Here is a 14,044-nt window from a genome sequence, read left to right on the forward strand (position 1 = left end):
TTCCATTACATAAAATGCTATTTTTTGTAGTAATTTTATCGCGAAATGAACGACGGGAAATTGCGCCGCTTAACAAAACTTTGCCGTTTGGTGCTGCTGGTTTTGCTTTTACAATCCTGCGGCGGAAACCCGCAACAAACTGCGCCTCCGCCAACCAATACTTCCGTAAGTTATGGCGGAAATTATCATACAACTTTAACCCTAACCGAAGATTTTGAGCAAGGCCACAAAGCTGCCTACGCAAGCGGAAATGTTGTTTTTAAAACCGGCAACTGGCTTTTGCAGGATGCTTTAACCGGCAGCACGGAAGCAGATTATAAAACTGGAAAGCAGTCCATCCGAATCCGTAACAATGGCAAAATCAGTATGCTTTTTGATGTAGACGGCGCCTCGACCGTAACCGTTAAACATGCAGCTTATGGAAAGGATGGCGCTTCTATCTGGGCTTTGTTTGTGGCAATTAACGGAAGCCAGGTTTACCGGCAAGTTGGCCTTCCCATCAGTAGCAGCAGCCATATTTTACATAGTATCACTTTTTACCTTAATAAAACCGGGCGGCTTAGGTTTGAGATCCGTAAAATTTCGGGTGGCAAAAACCGTATTAATTTGGATGATTTTACGATCAGCGGGACCGGGGATATTCAAAACGAAGGCGGTACTTCGGTAAGTACGGGCGATACGATTGTGGGTACAAAACCCAAACCTACAGATTCTGTTGCCATTGGCGATAACGATAATTTATTGTGCGGCAACCCAAGCGGAGCCACGCACAGCCTCAGCAATTACAACAATTACCTCATCAACCAAAAATATTATACCGAAAGTTACAGCCGCGATAGGTGCGGGCCAAACTGGGTTTGCTGGCATTTGGGCGCAACGGATTTGGGAAGTGCCAGCCGTTCAAACGATTTTCGGCCGGATACGAAATTGCCCGCCGGTTGGTACGAAGCGCAGGATTACAGCTATCAGGGTTCGGGTTTTGATAAAGGCCACAATTGCCCTTCCGGTGATCGAACCAACGCGCCCGATGCTAATTCGGCCACTTTTTTACTAGACAACATTGTGCCTCAGGCGCCGTATAACAACCAGCGTACCTGGGAACACCTGGAAAGTTTCAGCCGCGGCCAGGTGCAGCAAGGCAACGAGGTTTACATCATGATGGGCAGTTACGGGACGGGCGGGACGGGCAGTAAAGGTTATGCCACGAGTATTGATGAAGGCAGGATCAACGTACCGGCACATATTTGGAAAGTGGTGGTGATTATCCCGAACGGCAACCAGGATTTAAAACGCATTAACAAAAACACAACAGTGATTGCCGTGGACACGCCGAACGATAACAGCATCAACCCAAATTGGATGCAGTATATTTGCACGGTGCGCGATATTGAAAAAAACACGGGCTACAACCTGCTTTCTAATTTGCCACAATCTGTACAGGATGCAATCGAAACCAAACGTTATGCGGGAACGCCAAAATCAAAAAGGGGTTATACCGATGACTGATGCTTCTTTTACCGGCATAAATTTAGTGTGCTAAAAGAAGCATGGATAAAACCTTTGCCGTAAATTGGCATCAAACCCGGAACAAATCAACGTTAAAACATATATTTCTAAACTGTGTATTTATTAAAACTATCTAAATAAAAAAATGAATAAAATAAGCCGCTATACCCAAATTGTGTTACTTTCATTATTAGTGCTGTTGGTGGTCAACGGATGCAAGAAAAAGCATTCGCCAATGGCACAAATCCTCTTCAAAAAATACCAAAACAAGGTTTACAATAACTTAGACCCGGAAGCTTTTTCTACGGTTTTCCAGCAAATGCTGGTGGAGAAAAAAGCTTTGATGACGAATCCAAAACTCATTTCTGCTTTTTACGAACAGCACAATTACGAGCCGATGTTTGTGCTGCAGCATTTGCCAAAAGATGAATTGCAAGTTGTGGCATCGTATTATCAGCGGGCTGGCGAACATGGTTTAGACCCGAAGCTTTTTCAGTTTGACAGAATCAGCGAGCTGCTTAAAAAAATAGGCGATAAAAACAGTATCAAAACTGTGGACGAAGCTTATCAAAACATGGCCGAACTGGAAATCCTCACCGCCAATTCACTGATCAATTACAGCAATGCCATGCAGTTTGGTGTGATCAGCCCCAAAAAAATCTATGCGCGTTACTTCACCGAAACCAAACGGCCGGATAGTTTGAACATGACGCACGCTTTGGAAGTAAATAATTTGAAAAGTTTTTTAGACAGCATTCAACCTAAAAACCCGCAATATTTGGCTTTACAAAAGGCGTTGCAATCTGGAGAAACTGCGCCGGGAATGTCTAAAACAGAAACCGAACGGATTTTGAAAGTGAACCTGGAGCGTTTGCGCTGGAAAAACAAACCGACGGAAGAACGTTATGTCATTGTGAATATTCCGGATTATCGTTTGGATGTAATGGACCATGATTCTTCTGTTTTAAACATGAAAGTTTGTGTGGGCGAGGGAAGGAACAAAACCAACCAAGATAACCTGGCGGAATACAGCGAAGACGACAAGGTGCGCGATGTGCCTTTTACCCGCGAAACGCCGCAATTAAACAGCGCGATCAACAGTGTGCAGGTAAACCCGATCTGGAATATCCCGCAAAGTATTGCCTCCAACGAGATTATCAAAGAAGCGGCCGAAGACCCGTATTACCTTTCTAACAAAAACATTGACGTTTATAAAGGCGGCAAAAAAGTGGAAGACCCGGAAACGATCAACTGGGCATCTGTTTCGAAAGATAATTTGCCTTACACTTTTAAGCAGCAATCCGGCGGAGATAATTCTTTAGGCAAGATTAAGTTTTTGTTCCCGAATAAAAGCAGCGTTTATTTGCACGATACGCCTGCCCAAGCGCCTTTTAAACAAGCAATGCGTGCTGTAAGCCACGGTTGTGTGCGTTTAGAAAAGCCGCTGGATTTGGCGCATGTGTTGTTTGGCGATGGCGGCCAGTTTGAGCAAATCAAAGAAGATATGCAGGAAACCGACCCAAAAGCAAGGAACCTTTCTTTGCCAAAAAAGGTTCCTGTTTATATCACGTATGTAACTTGTTGGGCCGAAAACGGAAAGCTGGTTTACCGCCCGGATGTTTACGGTTTGGATATTGTGCTGTACACGCACATCCAAAAAATGTTGTCGTAAAAACAGTATCTGCTAAAGCATGGCCTGCAACGGGCCGTGCGTAGCTGCTTCCGGGAAAAGATAGTTGGCCGCCAAATCCTGGTCTAAGTATTTAGAACTGTAGCGGTTGTCCGAACCGTTGATATACAAAACGGTTTTGTCTTTAATTAGGTTGATAATAGTTTGCGTTAGTTCGGGTGCTACGGCTGGGCAGCCAAAACTTCTGCCCAAACGCCCTAAGTTTTTGATCGTTTGCTCGCTTACATAATCAGCACCGTGAATTACAATATCCCGTTGGCGGGCATTGGTATTAAAGTTGGCATCCAAACCATCCAAACGCAAAGAGCGGCCATGTTTTCCGGTATAAATCTCGCCTGTCAAATAAAAGCCCAGGCTGCTTTGGTGCGAACTGTCAATATTAGAAAACTGGTTTGGCATATCGTCCCCGCTGCCTTGTCCGTGCGCCACCCAAGTATTTAATAGCAACGATCCGGATTGCAAATCAATGATCCACATTCGTTTTGCACAACTTGATTTGGTAAAATCAACAATGGTGATGATGGAATTATGGTCATTTAAGTTGGTTGTATTTTTAAGGTTGTAAAAACCAGTTACAGCCTTGGCAAAAACATCTTCGTTTAAACCGGCTGCATATAAGTTTGCCGTTTGATAAATTTTGCTGAGGTACGTTGAATACAAAAGTTCTTGTGGCGAAAGCGTGCTTTTTTGTTTAGCCCGGGCGAAGTTTGTTTGAGAAGAACGGGTAAAAGTTTTAAGGGTTGTACTGATAATGGTTACGGAAAGTGCTAATGAAAGTAAGATTGATTTTTTAAAAAAATTCTTATTCATAAATGGCTTTTTTCGGTTTATATTTAATAAAATGGGTTACGTAAAATTTCGGTAATAGGTTTGCTTTAGGTTAAATAATTGTAGCAAAAACTTTCCACTTGTCCTGATTTTTATGAAGAAAATGTAGTAAATGATAGACGAAATCTTTATTTTTTTATTGTGTAGAAAAACAAATTTTTTTATTGGTTTTGATATAAAGTAATTAAACGCTATGCCGTATTAAATAGTATAATTTTATTATTTGCGGCTTAAGATTTGATATTTCACTGACATTAAATTATTAATCGTTTTCTCATTAATTAAAAAACCATGGCGACTAAAGACAAATCAAAATCCGAAGATGCAAAGACATTGAAAGACCCGAAAGCTTCCAAAGAAGAAAAAAGCAAAGCCGGCAAAGACATGGCCAGCGGAAAAAAGAAAAAGTAATTTTAAACAGAAAAACCTTTCAAGCGAAGGGTTTTTCTGTTTCAGGAAGTTACCGATACCAATTTTACTGCCCTAAAAGAAGCGTCAAAAAAGCAATGGCAGGCCGATCAAAAGTTTCGAGGCCAAATTTTTATTATGGTAATGTGCTATAAAATGTGCCCCTTGGGCTTTATTTATTCCAAATTTAAAAACACAGATTACGGGATTTGGCCAGTATCACGAACAACACGAAGTGCCGGAACAAACCAGGACTTTTGCACGCATGATTGCTTCCTTAGGCGAAGAAGCCGAAGCTATTAACTGGTACGAGCAACGCATTTCGGTTGAGAAAGACGAAAGCGCAAAAGCCATTATGCAAAACGCACAAAAAGAAGAGTTTAAGCATTTTGAGATGGACTTAGAATTTCTGCTCCGGCAAAAACCACTTTGACGCGAAACCCTTCAGGCCATTTTGTTTAAGGAAGGGAGCATTGTGGAACTGGGCGAAAAAGGGGAAAAGGCGGCGGAATAAATTGTTTGAAGTTGAAGTTTTGTTTTTAGTTAGGAGATGCAAATTTCAATTAAATTTTAAAACCCAATCAACCCTTCCACACCCAACTTCGCCGCCAACTCATTCAAATCCACAACCACCGCATCAACTAAAGGGAAACCCTTTACTTTTCGGTCCAGTTCCGGTTCGCCGGGGATAATTACTTTTTGATCGGGTGATACTGTTTTTGCCGACTTAAAACGTTCAATCCAGTTATTATCATTGTCATGCAAATTTGAAATGGGTCAATTTTGGCGGATTCTTCAAAAATTTAATTTTTTCTTCCAATAAATCATAACCTCTTTGCATCCTTAGCCAAAAATCTGCATTTCCTCCAAAAACCGTTTCAATGCGTAAAGCAATATTCGGCGTTATCACCCCTTTTCCATTCACTATTTTAGACAAAGTTAACCTGGAAACGGCAAGCAAATCAGCAGCTTGTCCAATACTCAGCCCGTTCACTTTGATCACATCCTCCTTTAAAATTATACCCGGATGTATATTCGTTTCAATCGCTCTTTCCATTTTTATGAATATTAATGCGTGTCTAAATAATCTAAATCAAAAGCATGTCCATCTTCAAACCTAAAAATGATACGCCAATTGCCCGAAATATCTAAAGACCAAAAACTTTTAAGATCGCCTTTCAACGGATGTGGCCTTAAATGCTTAAACGTTTCGAGGTCTTTCGGCACCTCTTCTAAATAATGGATTATGTTTAATACCCTGCCAATTTTATGCACATATTCTGATTGTAGTTTACTGGCATCACCCTTTGTCCAGAATAACTTTAGGCCTTTATGCTGGATCGACTTTATCATTAGATAAATGTATTTGCATACTGTAAATATACAGTAAGTAAAAAGAATAATCAATCATATTCCTTTGATCTACGAATTTCTAATCCAGCAATATTTTAAAACTCGCCCAATCCTTCCACACCCAACTTCTCCGCCAACTCATTCAAATCCTTTACAACTGCATCAACCAAAGGAATTCCATTTACTTTTCGATCCAATTCCGCTTCCAGTTCAGGTTCGCCGGGAATAATTACTTTTTGATCCGGATGAATAGGATTGGCTGATTTAAAACGCTCGATCCAATTATCCAAATGGTGTTTAAAATCCTCAATCAGCCGGAAACCATCTACTCGCATGGCGCCTAAAAAATGGCCAATCCCGGTTCCAACAGGATTTGGATGAGGATCGAGATAAGCCACAAAAGGCGGAACCCAAGGCCCGTAATTTGCACCCGAAAGTACGGCCGAAAGTATATCCACCGTGGCACTCAAACCGAAACCTTTATGGCTGCCATGCTCGCGGTCGCTTCCCAAAGGAAGCAACGACCCACCGGATTTTAAAGCGTGCGGATCGGTTGTAAAACTGCCGTTTTCATCCTGAATCCAACCTTCGGGAACCGGTTTTCCGGCGCGTTGTGCAATTTCCAGCTTGCCGTTTGCAGCGGCAGAAGTAGCCATATCTACAACCAACGGCGGATATTTTCCTGCGGGGAAAGCATAACACATTGGGTTTGTACCCAACATTCGCTCATTAGAAAAAGTTGGCGCAACCAACGGACTGGCATTGGTCATCGCAAAACCAATCATCTCTTTTTCTACCGCCAGCAAAGCATGGTAACCGGCAATTCCAAAATGGTTGGAGTTACGCACTGAAACCCAGCCCGAACCATATTTTTCGGCCTTTTCTATCGCAACTTGCATGGCAAAAGGCGCAACTACCAAACCCAAACCGGCATCGCCATCAACCGTTGCGGTAGTTGGCGTTTCATGCACAATTTGAATGTTCGGTTTTGGATTAATTCGGTTTTTCTCCCACAAACGCACATAACCACTCAACCGCGCCACGCCATGCGAGTCAATTCCACGCAAATCAGCACGCAACAAAACATTGGCAGCTAATTGTGCGTGTTCTAAGCTGCAACCTATTTTTAAAAAGATGTTTTCGGTAAAGGTTTGTAGCGATGCTTCTTTTATCAACATAAAATTGGTGTTGTTGCGATATGATTATTCTGCTTTGTTCTGTCATCCAAACGATAGGAGGGATCTTCTTGGAAGCAAATATTCCAATGCTTCTTTTATCACCTAAAAATTGTTCTGTTGAAAGAAGATTTCTCCGTGCGTCGAAATGACAAAAGCGTATAAATGACTGGATTGTTAGTCCGTTAAAATCGTAAATTTAAAATCCAACGGTTTAAATTGTTCAACCAGTTGCTCAGTTAACTTAGATCCAAGTTTAACATAAAACAAACCAAAGTTTTCATTTCGTTCCTGCAAGCTTCCGCCCGGAAACAGTTCGCTTTTGATTTGGTCAATCTGGTTTAAACGCGTTTCGTAATTGCGTTTTTCTGCTTTGATCAACTTTTTTTCGAGGTTAAAAACAGCATGTTCTAATCGTTTTTTAATAGCTTCTGTGGAAGGGCCTAAAGTTGGGTCAATCTTGCTGTTTTGCGTTTTCATCCGGTCGAAAACGTGGCTCAGTTCCAACCATTCCTGTTTCAATTGCAATTGGTTCTTGCTGTTTGCTTTGATCCAGTTTGTTTTTAAAGTTGCTGTATCCTGGAAGAAATCAGTTAAACCCAAACCCATTTTTTCAGTTTTTTCTGCTGCTCTTTTGCTTACCATCAAACCGGAATTTCTCAAAATTAAAATTGGAAAATCAACACCGTAAAAATCAAAATTTGCTTTCAGTTCCAGCCAGTAAACCACTTCGGCACCACCGCCGATGTAAGCAATGTTTGGAAGGATGATTTCCTGGTACAATGGCCGCATCACCACATTCGGACTAAACCTTTCCGGGTGCGCTGTAATTTCTGCTTTCAATTCTTCTTCTGAAAAAGCAATTTCCGTATTTAAAACTTTGTAGCGGTTATCTTCAAAAATAATCCTTTCGCGTACTTCTTTTAGCAGGTAAAAAAAGTTGATTTCACGTGGATTAACCTGAATATGAACACCAATATCTTGTAGCTTTTTATTGGTTTCTGAGATGTTTTTAAAGCTGTTTTGCTGGATAATATCTTGTTGGATGATTGGCGCAAGTTCCTGTTTTAAAGCAGCTTCATCGGCATCAATAATCACCAAACCAAACTGGCCAAACAAAGCATTCACCAAATAACGCGTGGCATCGGCCAGGTTTTCGTACTTAATGTAAGCTGTTTCTACCAGTTTAGCCAGTTCTTCGGCGTGGTTTTCAATCCCCAAAACGCCTTTGTATTGGTTTAATGCTTGCCGTATTCCTTTGGTCGAAATCCGTCCGGTTGCGCCCGAAACTTCTTCGTTCCAAGCAATTTTTTTACCGGCAATTTGGGTGTGGTTAATTTCCGCAAAATCATGATCTTCGGAAGCCATCCAATAAACAGGCACAAAATTTTTGTCTGGAAATTCGGCTTTTAAATCCCTGGCCAAATTAATTGCCGTTACAATTTTGAAAATAAAATAAAGCGGACCGGTAAAAATATTCAATTGATGGCCGGTGGTAACGGTAAACGTATTTTCCCGGTTCAGTAAATCCAGGTTTATTCGCGTTAAATTGGATACTTCTTTTACCGGCAATTTTTCATACTGCGCGTTTAAAACGCTGGTTAAAATGCTTCTTTTACCGATGTTTTTTTTATGTTGAAGCAATTGCCGAAAGCCATCCAAATCTGGCCGGAAACTGTAAAAAGGCTGTAACGCTATATCGTTTTCAAGGTAGCTAACAACGGTTGGAGAGAAGCTGCCCGTGGCTTTGTAATCGATATAGGTTGCCTTCATGAATGTACAGCTAACGTTTCGGCAATGCTTGCGGTTTGTTTTGGCTGAACGATTTTTCCGTACAAATCAAAATCTTCTGCTGCATCTATTTTTACGTTTACAAAACTTCCCGGAACGGCATATTGTTCGCGCACATCAATCAAAACTTCGTTATCCACTTCCGGCGAATCAAATTCTGTCCTTCCCACTAAAAAATCGCCTTCAATTTTATCAATTAAAACTTTAAACGTTTGTCCGATTTTCTGGTGATTTTTTTCGTGCGAAATCAATTGCTGCACTTCCATAATCGCTTCAGAGCGTTCCTGTTTTGTTTCTTCCGGAACATCATCTGCCAAATTGTGCGCATGTGTTTTTTCTTCATGCGAATACGTAAAGCAGCCCAAACGGTCAAACTTGGTGTCCATCACCCATTGGTGCATTTCCTCAAAATCCTGCTGCGTTTCGCCCGGATAACCGGTAATCAAAGTAGTGCGCAATGCAATTTCAGGAACTTTATCACGGATTTGATTGACTAAATCAATTGTTTTTTGCTTGGTGATACCGCGGCGCATTGATTTTAACATATTGTCGGTAATGTGTTGCAGCGGCATGTCCAAATAATTGCATATGTTGCTGCGCTCGTTCATCACATCCAAAATTTCCATCGGGAAACCGGAAGGATAAGCGTATTGCAAACGGATCCATTCGATGCCTTCCACGTCGGAAATCCTGCGTAAAAGTTCGTCTAAATTACGTTTTCCGTAGATGTCCAAACCGTAGTACGTCAAATCCTGGGCAACCATGATCAGTTCTTTTGTTCCTTTGGCAGCCAATTTTTTTGCCTGTAAAACAAGCTCGTCCATCGGCGTGGAAACGTGTTTGCCGCGCATTAACGGAATGGCGCAAAAGGAACAGGGACGGTTGCAGCCTTCGGCAATTTTGAAATACGCAAAGTGCGAAGGCGTGGTGAGCAAACGTTCGCCCAGCAATTCGTGCTTGTAATCTGCACCGATGTTCTGCAAAATATCCTTCAAATTATTGGTGCCAAAAAAAGCATCCACGTTGCTGATTTCTGCTTCCAGTTCGGGTTTGTAGCGTTCGGAAAGGCAACCGGTTACAATCACTTTTCCGACTTTTCCCTGTTCTTTCAGTTCGCTGTATTGCAAAATGGTATCAATGGATTCCTGCTTGGCATTGTCAATAAAACCGCAGGTATTGATGACGACAATATCATTGCTGCCTACTTTTTCGCTTTCGTGCACCACATCAAAGTGGTTGCCTTGAAGTTGGCCCATCAAGATTTCAGAATCGTATATATTTTTAGAACAACCTAAAGTAACTACGTTTATACGAGGTTTTGTTGATTTTATTTGTTTGGATTTCACTGATTATAATATGATTTCACCGATTCTTTTGGTGATTAACTGATTGATGGTGATTTCACCGATTGTAAAAAGATTACACTGATTTAGCTCGTTTTACACAGACAATCTTTTTATCTCACAGCTTGGATTGCCAAAGTTAATTAACAAGCCAGTCTTAATTTTACTTGCTTTTAAATATGACAGTAATTGAGCATGAAAGAGTTTTGGAAGAAACCCAGTTACTGCTTTAAGTTCTACAATTACCTGATCTTGAACCAATAGATCACATCTAAACTTTCCAACAAATTGTTCCTGAAAATAAACATTGAATTCTTTTTCTGCTTCAAAGTGTAAGTCTATATTTCTTAATTGTATTTGTAGTGCTTTAGCATAAATTTTTTCTATAAAGCCAGGCCCTAATTCGCTATGTACTTTGAAACAACAACCGATTATTTTTTCGGTTAATGCATCTTGTTCCATATTTCCTGCCTTATTTAATTATTCAACTTTTATAAATTAATCCAATCTTTCTACAATCGGTGTAACCAAGTAGAAATCTGTGAAATCATAAAAAAATCTGTGAAATCAGGCATTATTAAATAATGAATCCACAAAAGCTTTCCGGTCAAACAATTGAAGTTGATCTTGTGATTCGCCAACGCCAATATATTTTACGGGAATTTTAAACTGGTCTGAAATCCCGATGACCACGCCGCCTTTTGCCGTGCCATCTAATTTGGTTAATGCCAAAGCGTTTACATCCGTTGCCTGCGTAAATTGTTTGCATTGTTCGATGGCGTTTTGGCCGGTAGAAGCATCCAGGACCAACAAAATTTCGTGCGGCGCATTTGGGATAACTTTTTGCATCACATTTTTGATTTTGGTCAGCTCGTTCATCAAACCAACTTTGTTATGCAAACGGCCGGCAGTATCAATAATCACCACATCATCACCGTTAGAAACGGCCGATTTTACGGTATCATAAGCCACCGAAGCCGGATCAGAACCCATAGCTTGTGCTACCACACGCACACCAACTCGTTCTCCCCACAACTGGATTTGGGAAACTGCTGCAGCACGAAAAGTATCCGCCGCGCCAATCACCACTTTATTTCCGGCTAATTTTAATTTGTAGGCCAGCTTGCCAATCGTGGTGGTTTTACCCACGCCGTTTACGCCAACTACCATAATCACATATGGTTTATGGTTGCCGTATTCAAAATTTCGGAAATCATTGCTGTTGTTTTCGGCTAATAATTGTTGGATTTCTTCTTTTAAAATGCCATTGAGTTCGGTTGTGCCTAAGTATTTATCGCGGGCAACACGTTCTTCAATCCGTTTGATGATTTTTAACGTGGTTGCAACGCCAACATCAGAAGTAACCAGAACCTCTTCCAAATCATCCAAAACCTCTTCGTCAACAGTTGATTTTCCGGCAACGGCTTTGGTAATTTTAGAAAGAAAATTGTCTTTGGTTTTTTCCAGGCCTTTGTCCAGGTCCTGCTGTTCTACAACGGTGGTTTCTTTCTTTTTAAAAAAATCAAATAGTCCCATAGGCTTAATCCAAAAAAGCAATGCTTCTTTTATAGCATAAAATTAGGTATTCATAACAAAAAAAGCCCTTCCGGTAAATTCGGAACGGCTTTCTTATTCTGATATAAGAACTGGTTATTGGTTTGCAGCCTTAGCTACAGCAATTGCATCTTTAACGTGGTCGTTATGTGCAATAATTTCTTTAAAAGAATAAGCACCGGTTTTAGGTGACTTGATCATCGTGATTACTTTGGAGTACTCTTTGCCTTTTCCGGTTTTTAGGGTTGCAACTACTTTCTTTGCCATGAGTTTTTTAAGTTAAGGGATTATGGTTAATAGTTCATTGATAACGCGACGTGCAGCTACTATCAACTATTAACCATCAACCAAATGCCTATTTAATTTCTTTATGTACCGTTACTTTTCTCAAAACCGGGTTAAATTTCTTTAATTCCAGTCTTTCTGTTGTATTTCTTTTGTTCTTGGTGGTGATGTAACGAGACATGCCCGGCATTCCGCTGGTTTTGTGCTCTGTACATTCTAAAATCACCTGAACTCTATTGCCTTTTTTTGCCATTGTATTTTAAGTTGATGGTTGATGGTTGATAGTTAATAGTTGCAACTGCAATAAACAGACAACTCGTAACTGGCAACACACAACTATTTATATATGCCCTTTTTTTACAAATTTATTAATACAAGCGGAGATGCCGTTTTTGTTAATGGTTTTGATAGCCGAAGTGGAAACTTTTAGCGTAATCCATTTATCTTCTTCCGGGATGAAGAACTTTTTCAGTTTCAGGTTTGGGTGAAACTTGCGTTTGGTTTTAACGTTCGAGTTGGAAACGTTAAAGCCATTCATAGAAGTTTTACCGGTTAAATCGCAAATTCTAGACATGATGAAATGTTTTGTTATTTCTTCTCCTTCAAAAAGAGTTTGCAAATATCAGTATTCTGCTCAAAAAAAGCAACACTATTTTTAATTTTAGTTTTTACCAATTTTTAGGCAATAAAAGAAGCATTCCTATTCTGGTGCTGCAATCTTTCAAAACACTTGGTTTTTACTTTATTCAACAAAACACAAGGCTAAAATTTGTATTATTGTTCAACCAAAATCAACCTAAAACACTTTGATAATGAAAGAAATTAACGAACTCGTGCTTCGGGATTCTTCTGCCAATCCTGGCCCGCTTGGATTATTTGCCTTTGGCACCACCACCGTTTTGCTCAACCTGCACAACGCCGGTTTTTTCGAACTCAACTCGATGATCTTAGCTATGGGGATTTTTTATGGCGGAACAGCGCAGGTAATTGCCGGGATTTTAGAATCAAAAAAGAACAATACTTTCGGCATGACAGCCTTTATTTCCTACGGATTTTTCTGGCTCACGCTTGTCGGGTTGATTGTAATGCCAAAATTAGGTTGGGTTGCCGCCACTTCAAAACCTGCATTAGCCTCCTATTTAACCCTTTGGGGGATTTTTACCGCTTTGTTGTTTATCGGCACGTTGCGCCTTAACCGCGCTTTGCAATTCGTTTTTGCCACCTTAGCCATCCTGTTCTTTTTGCTGGCCGCAGGCGATGCAACCGGCAACGAAACCATCACCCACATTGCCGGTTACGAAGGTTTAATTTGCGGCGCGTCTGCGATTTATACGGGTGCTGCGGTTTTGTTAAATGATGTTTATGGCCGTAATTTTTGGCCTATCGGAACCGTAACAAACAATTATTGAGCGGTTAAAAGCTTGTTTAAAATTTGTTCCGAATATTCTCGATGCTTCTTTTACCGCATAAAAATCATTGGCCCGTTGTACTTTTTGTATGGAGACAGAATTTAGGGGCATAAAAGAAGCATTGTAAATTTTTATAACAGAATTTAAACAGCTCTAATTCTTCTCACAACAAAATTTTTAGATTTACACGCAACAAGAGCTAAACAATTTCTACCCAATGAACCTGCAAGTAAAATCTTTTGAAGAATATCAAGACGTTTATCAGTACAGCATTAACGAACCGGAAAAGTTTTGGGCCGAAATTGCCGAGAATTTTTTATGGCGAAGAAAATGGGAACAAGTGCTGGATTGGAATTTTACCGAGCCGAAAATCAAATGGTTTACAGGCGCGAAGTTGAACATTACCGAAAACTGTATTGACCGGCATTTAGATACTTTGAGCGATCAGCCGGCAATCATTTGGGAACCAAACGATCCCGAAGATCATCATCGGATCATCACTTATAAACAACTGCACCAAAAAGTTTGTCAGTTTTCGCACGTGCTGCAAAACAACGGCGTTAAAAAAGGCGATCGCATTTGTATCTACATGCCAATGGTGCCCGAATTGGCCATTGCCGTTTTGGCTTGTGCGCGTGTTGGCGCTATCCATTCGGTTGTTTTTGGTGGGTTTTCGGCACAATCCATTGCAGATCGGATTAT

The 14,044-nt window shown here is 40.6% G+C and carries 17 protein-coding genes; 5 read left to right on the plus strand and 12 right to left on the minus strand.

Annotation, left to right across the window (positions count from 1 at the left end; translation table 11 throughout):
* Nucleotides 1–45 precede the first annotated feature (45 nt).
* The gene (locus Q0192_RS14515) at nt 46–1,506 is read left to right on the plus strand and encodes a DNA/RNA non-specific endonuclease (protein WP_299290346.1); all 1,461 of its coding nucleotides are present in this window, start codon (nt 46–48) and stop codon (nt 1,504–1,506) included.
* 145 nt (nt 1,507–1,651) lie between these two features.
* Nucleotides 1,652–3,178, plus strand: coding sequence for a L,D-transpeptidase family protein (locus Q0192_RS14520; protein ID WP_299290348.1), 1,527 nt, complete (start codon nt 1,652–1,654; stop codon nt 3,176–3,178).
* Nucleotides 3,179–3,190: 12 nt separating this feature from the next.
* Here Q0192_RS14520 and Q0192_RS14525 read toward each other — a convergent pair whose 3' ends face one another.
* Entirely contained in the window at nt 3,191–4,006 is an 816-nt protein-coding gene (locus Q0192_RS14525; protein WP_299290350.1) for a murein L,D-transpeptidase catalytic domain family protein, read from the minus strand.
* 661 nt (nt 4,007–4,667) lie between these two features.
* Here Q0192_RS14525 and Q0192_RS14530 point away from each other — a divergent pair.
* The gene (locus Q0192_RS14530) at nt 4,668–4,865 is read left to right on the plus strand and encodes a hypothetical protein (RefSeq protein ID WP_299290353.1); all 198 of its coding nucleotides are present in this window, start codon (nt 4,668–4,670) and stop codon (nt 4,863–4,865) included.
* 137 nt (nt 4,866–5,002) lie between these two features.
* On the opposite strand, the gene Q0192_RS14535 is transcribed toward Q0192_RS14530, so the two are convergent.
* The 11 genes from Q0192_RS14535 to rpmB all read right to left on the minus strand — a co-directional run bounded on the left by Q0192_RS14535 (nt 5,003) and on the right by rpmB (nt 12,507).
* Nucleotides 5,003–5,197, minus strand: a complete 195-nt coding sequence (locus Q0192_RS14535) for a hypothetical protein (RefSeq protein ID WP_299290355.1) — start codon at nt 5,195–5,197, stop codon at nt 5,003–5,005.
* Nucleotides 5,190–5,489, minus strand: a complete 300-nt coding sequence (locus Q0192_RS14540) for a HigA family addiction module antitoxin (protein WP_299290357.1) — start codon at nt 5,487–5,489, stop codon at nt 5,190–5,192. The genes Q0192_RS14535 and Q0192_RS14540 overlap by 8 nt, the downstream gene beginning before the upstream one ends.
* An 11-nt stretch (nt 5,490–5,500) precedes the next feature.
* Nucleotides 5,501–5,785, minus strand: a complete 285-nt coding sequence (locus Q0192_RS14545; protein ID WP_299290359.1) for a type II toxin-antitoxin system mRNA interferase toxin, RelE/StbE family — start codon at nt 5,783–5,785, stop codon at nt 5,501–5,503.
* Between the two features lie 95 nt (nt 5,786–5,880).
* Nucleotides 5,881–6,963 carry an Ldh family oxidoreductase gene (locus Q0192_RS14550; protein WP_299290361.1) on the minus strand — a complete coding sequence of 361 codons (1,083 nt, stop codon included), beginning with the start codon at nt 6,961–6,963 and terminating at the stop codon, nt 5,881–5,883.
* Between the two features lie 174 nt (nt 6,964–7,137).
* Nucleotides 7,138–8,733 (minus strand): bacillithiol biosynthesis cysteine-adding enzyme BshC, encoded by a 1,596-nt coding sequence (gene bshC / locus Q0192_RS14555; protein WP_299290363.1) that lies wholly within the window; start codon nt 8,731–8,733, stop codon nt 7,138–7,140.
* On the minus strand, nt 8,730–10,097 hold the full coding sequence (gene rimO, locus Q0192_RS14560) for a 30S ribosomal protein S12 methylthiotransferase RimO (RefSeq protein ID WP_299290365.1): 1,368 nt from the start codon (nt 10,095–10,097) through the stop codon (nt 8,730–8,732). Before rimO ends, bshC begins: the two co-directional genes overlap by 4 nt.
* A gap of 93 nt (nt 10,098–10,190) precedes the next feature.
* Nucleotides 10,191–10,556 (minus strand): GxxExxY protein, encoded by a 366-nt coding sequence (locus tag Q0192_RS14565; protein ID WP_299290367.1) that lies wholly within the window; start codon nt 10,554–10,556, stop codon nt 10,191–10,193.
* A gap of 105 nt (nt 10,557–10,661) precedes the next feature.
* Entirely contained in the window at nt 10,662–11,630 is a 969-nt protein-coding gene (gene ftsY / locus Q0192_RS14570) for a signal recognition particle-docking protein FtsY (RefSeq protein ID WP_299290368.1), read from the minus strand.
* Between the two features lie 114 nt (nt 11,631–11,744).
* Nucleotides 11,745–11,915 carry a DUF4295 domain-containing protein gene (locus Q0192_RS14575; protein ID WP_299290369.1) on the minus strand — a complete coding sequence of 57 codons (171 nt, stop codon included), beginning with the start codon at nt 11,913–11,915 and terminating at the stop codon, nt 11,745–11,747.
* An 88-nt stretch (nt 11,916–12,003) separates the two neighbouring features.
* Nucleotides 12,004–12,186 (minus strand): 50S ribosomal protein L33, encoded by a 183-nt coding sequence (gene rpmG / locus Q0192_RS14580; RefSeq protein ID WP_157567070.1) that lies wholly within the window; start codon nt 12,184–12,186, stop codon nt 12,004–12,006.
* Between the two features lie 87 nt (nt 12,187–12,273).
* Entirely contained in the window at nt 12,274–12,507 is a 234-nt protein-coding gene (gene rpmB / locus Q0192_RS14585) for a 50S ribosomal protein L28 (protein WP_299290376.1), read from the minus strand.
* 238 nt (nt 12,508–12,745) lie between these two features.
* Between rpmB and Q0192_RS14590 the strand changes: the two genes are divergently transcribed.
* Both Q0192_RS14590 and Q0192_RS14595 read left to right on the plus strand, forming a co-directional pair.
* A complete protein-coding gene (locus Q0192_RS14590) occupies nt 12,746–13,342 on the plus strand; it encodes an acetate uptake transporter (RefSeq protein ID WP_299290378.1) in 597 nt (198 codons plus the stop codon).
* Between the two features lie 217 nt (nt 13,343–13,559).
* Nucleotides 13,560–14,044 (plus strand): acetyl-coenzyme A synthetase N-terminal domain-containing protein (locus Q0192_RS14595; protein ID WP_299290380.1); only part of this gene is annotated, 485 nt, incomplete at its 3' end.

The organism is uncultured Mucilaginibacter sp. (assembly GCF_937859865.1).
GTDB lineage: Bacteria > Bacteroidota > Bacteroidia > Sphingobacteriales > Sphingobacteriaceae > Mucilaginibacter_A.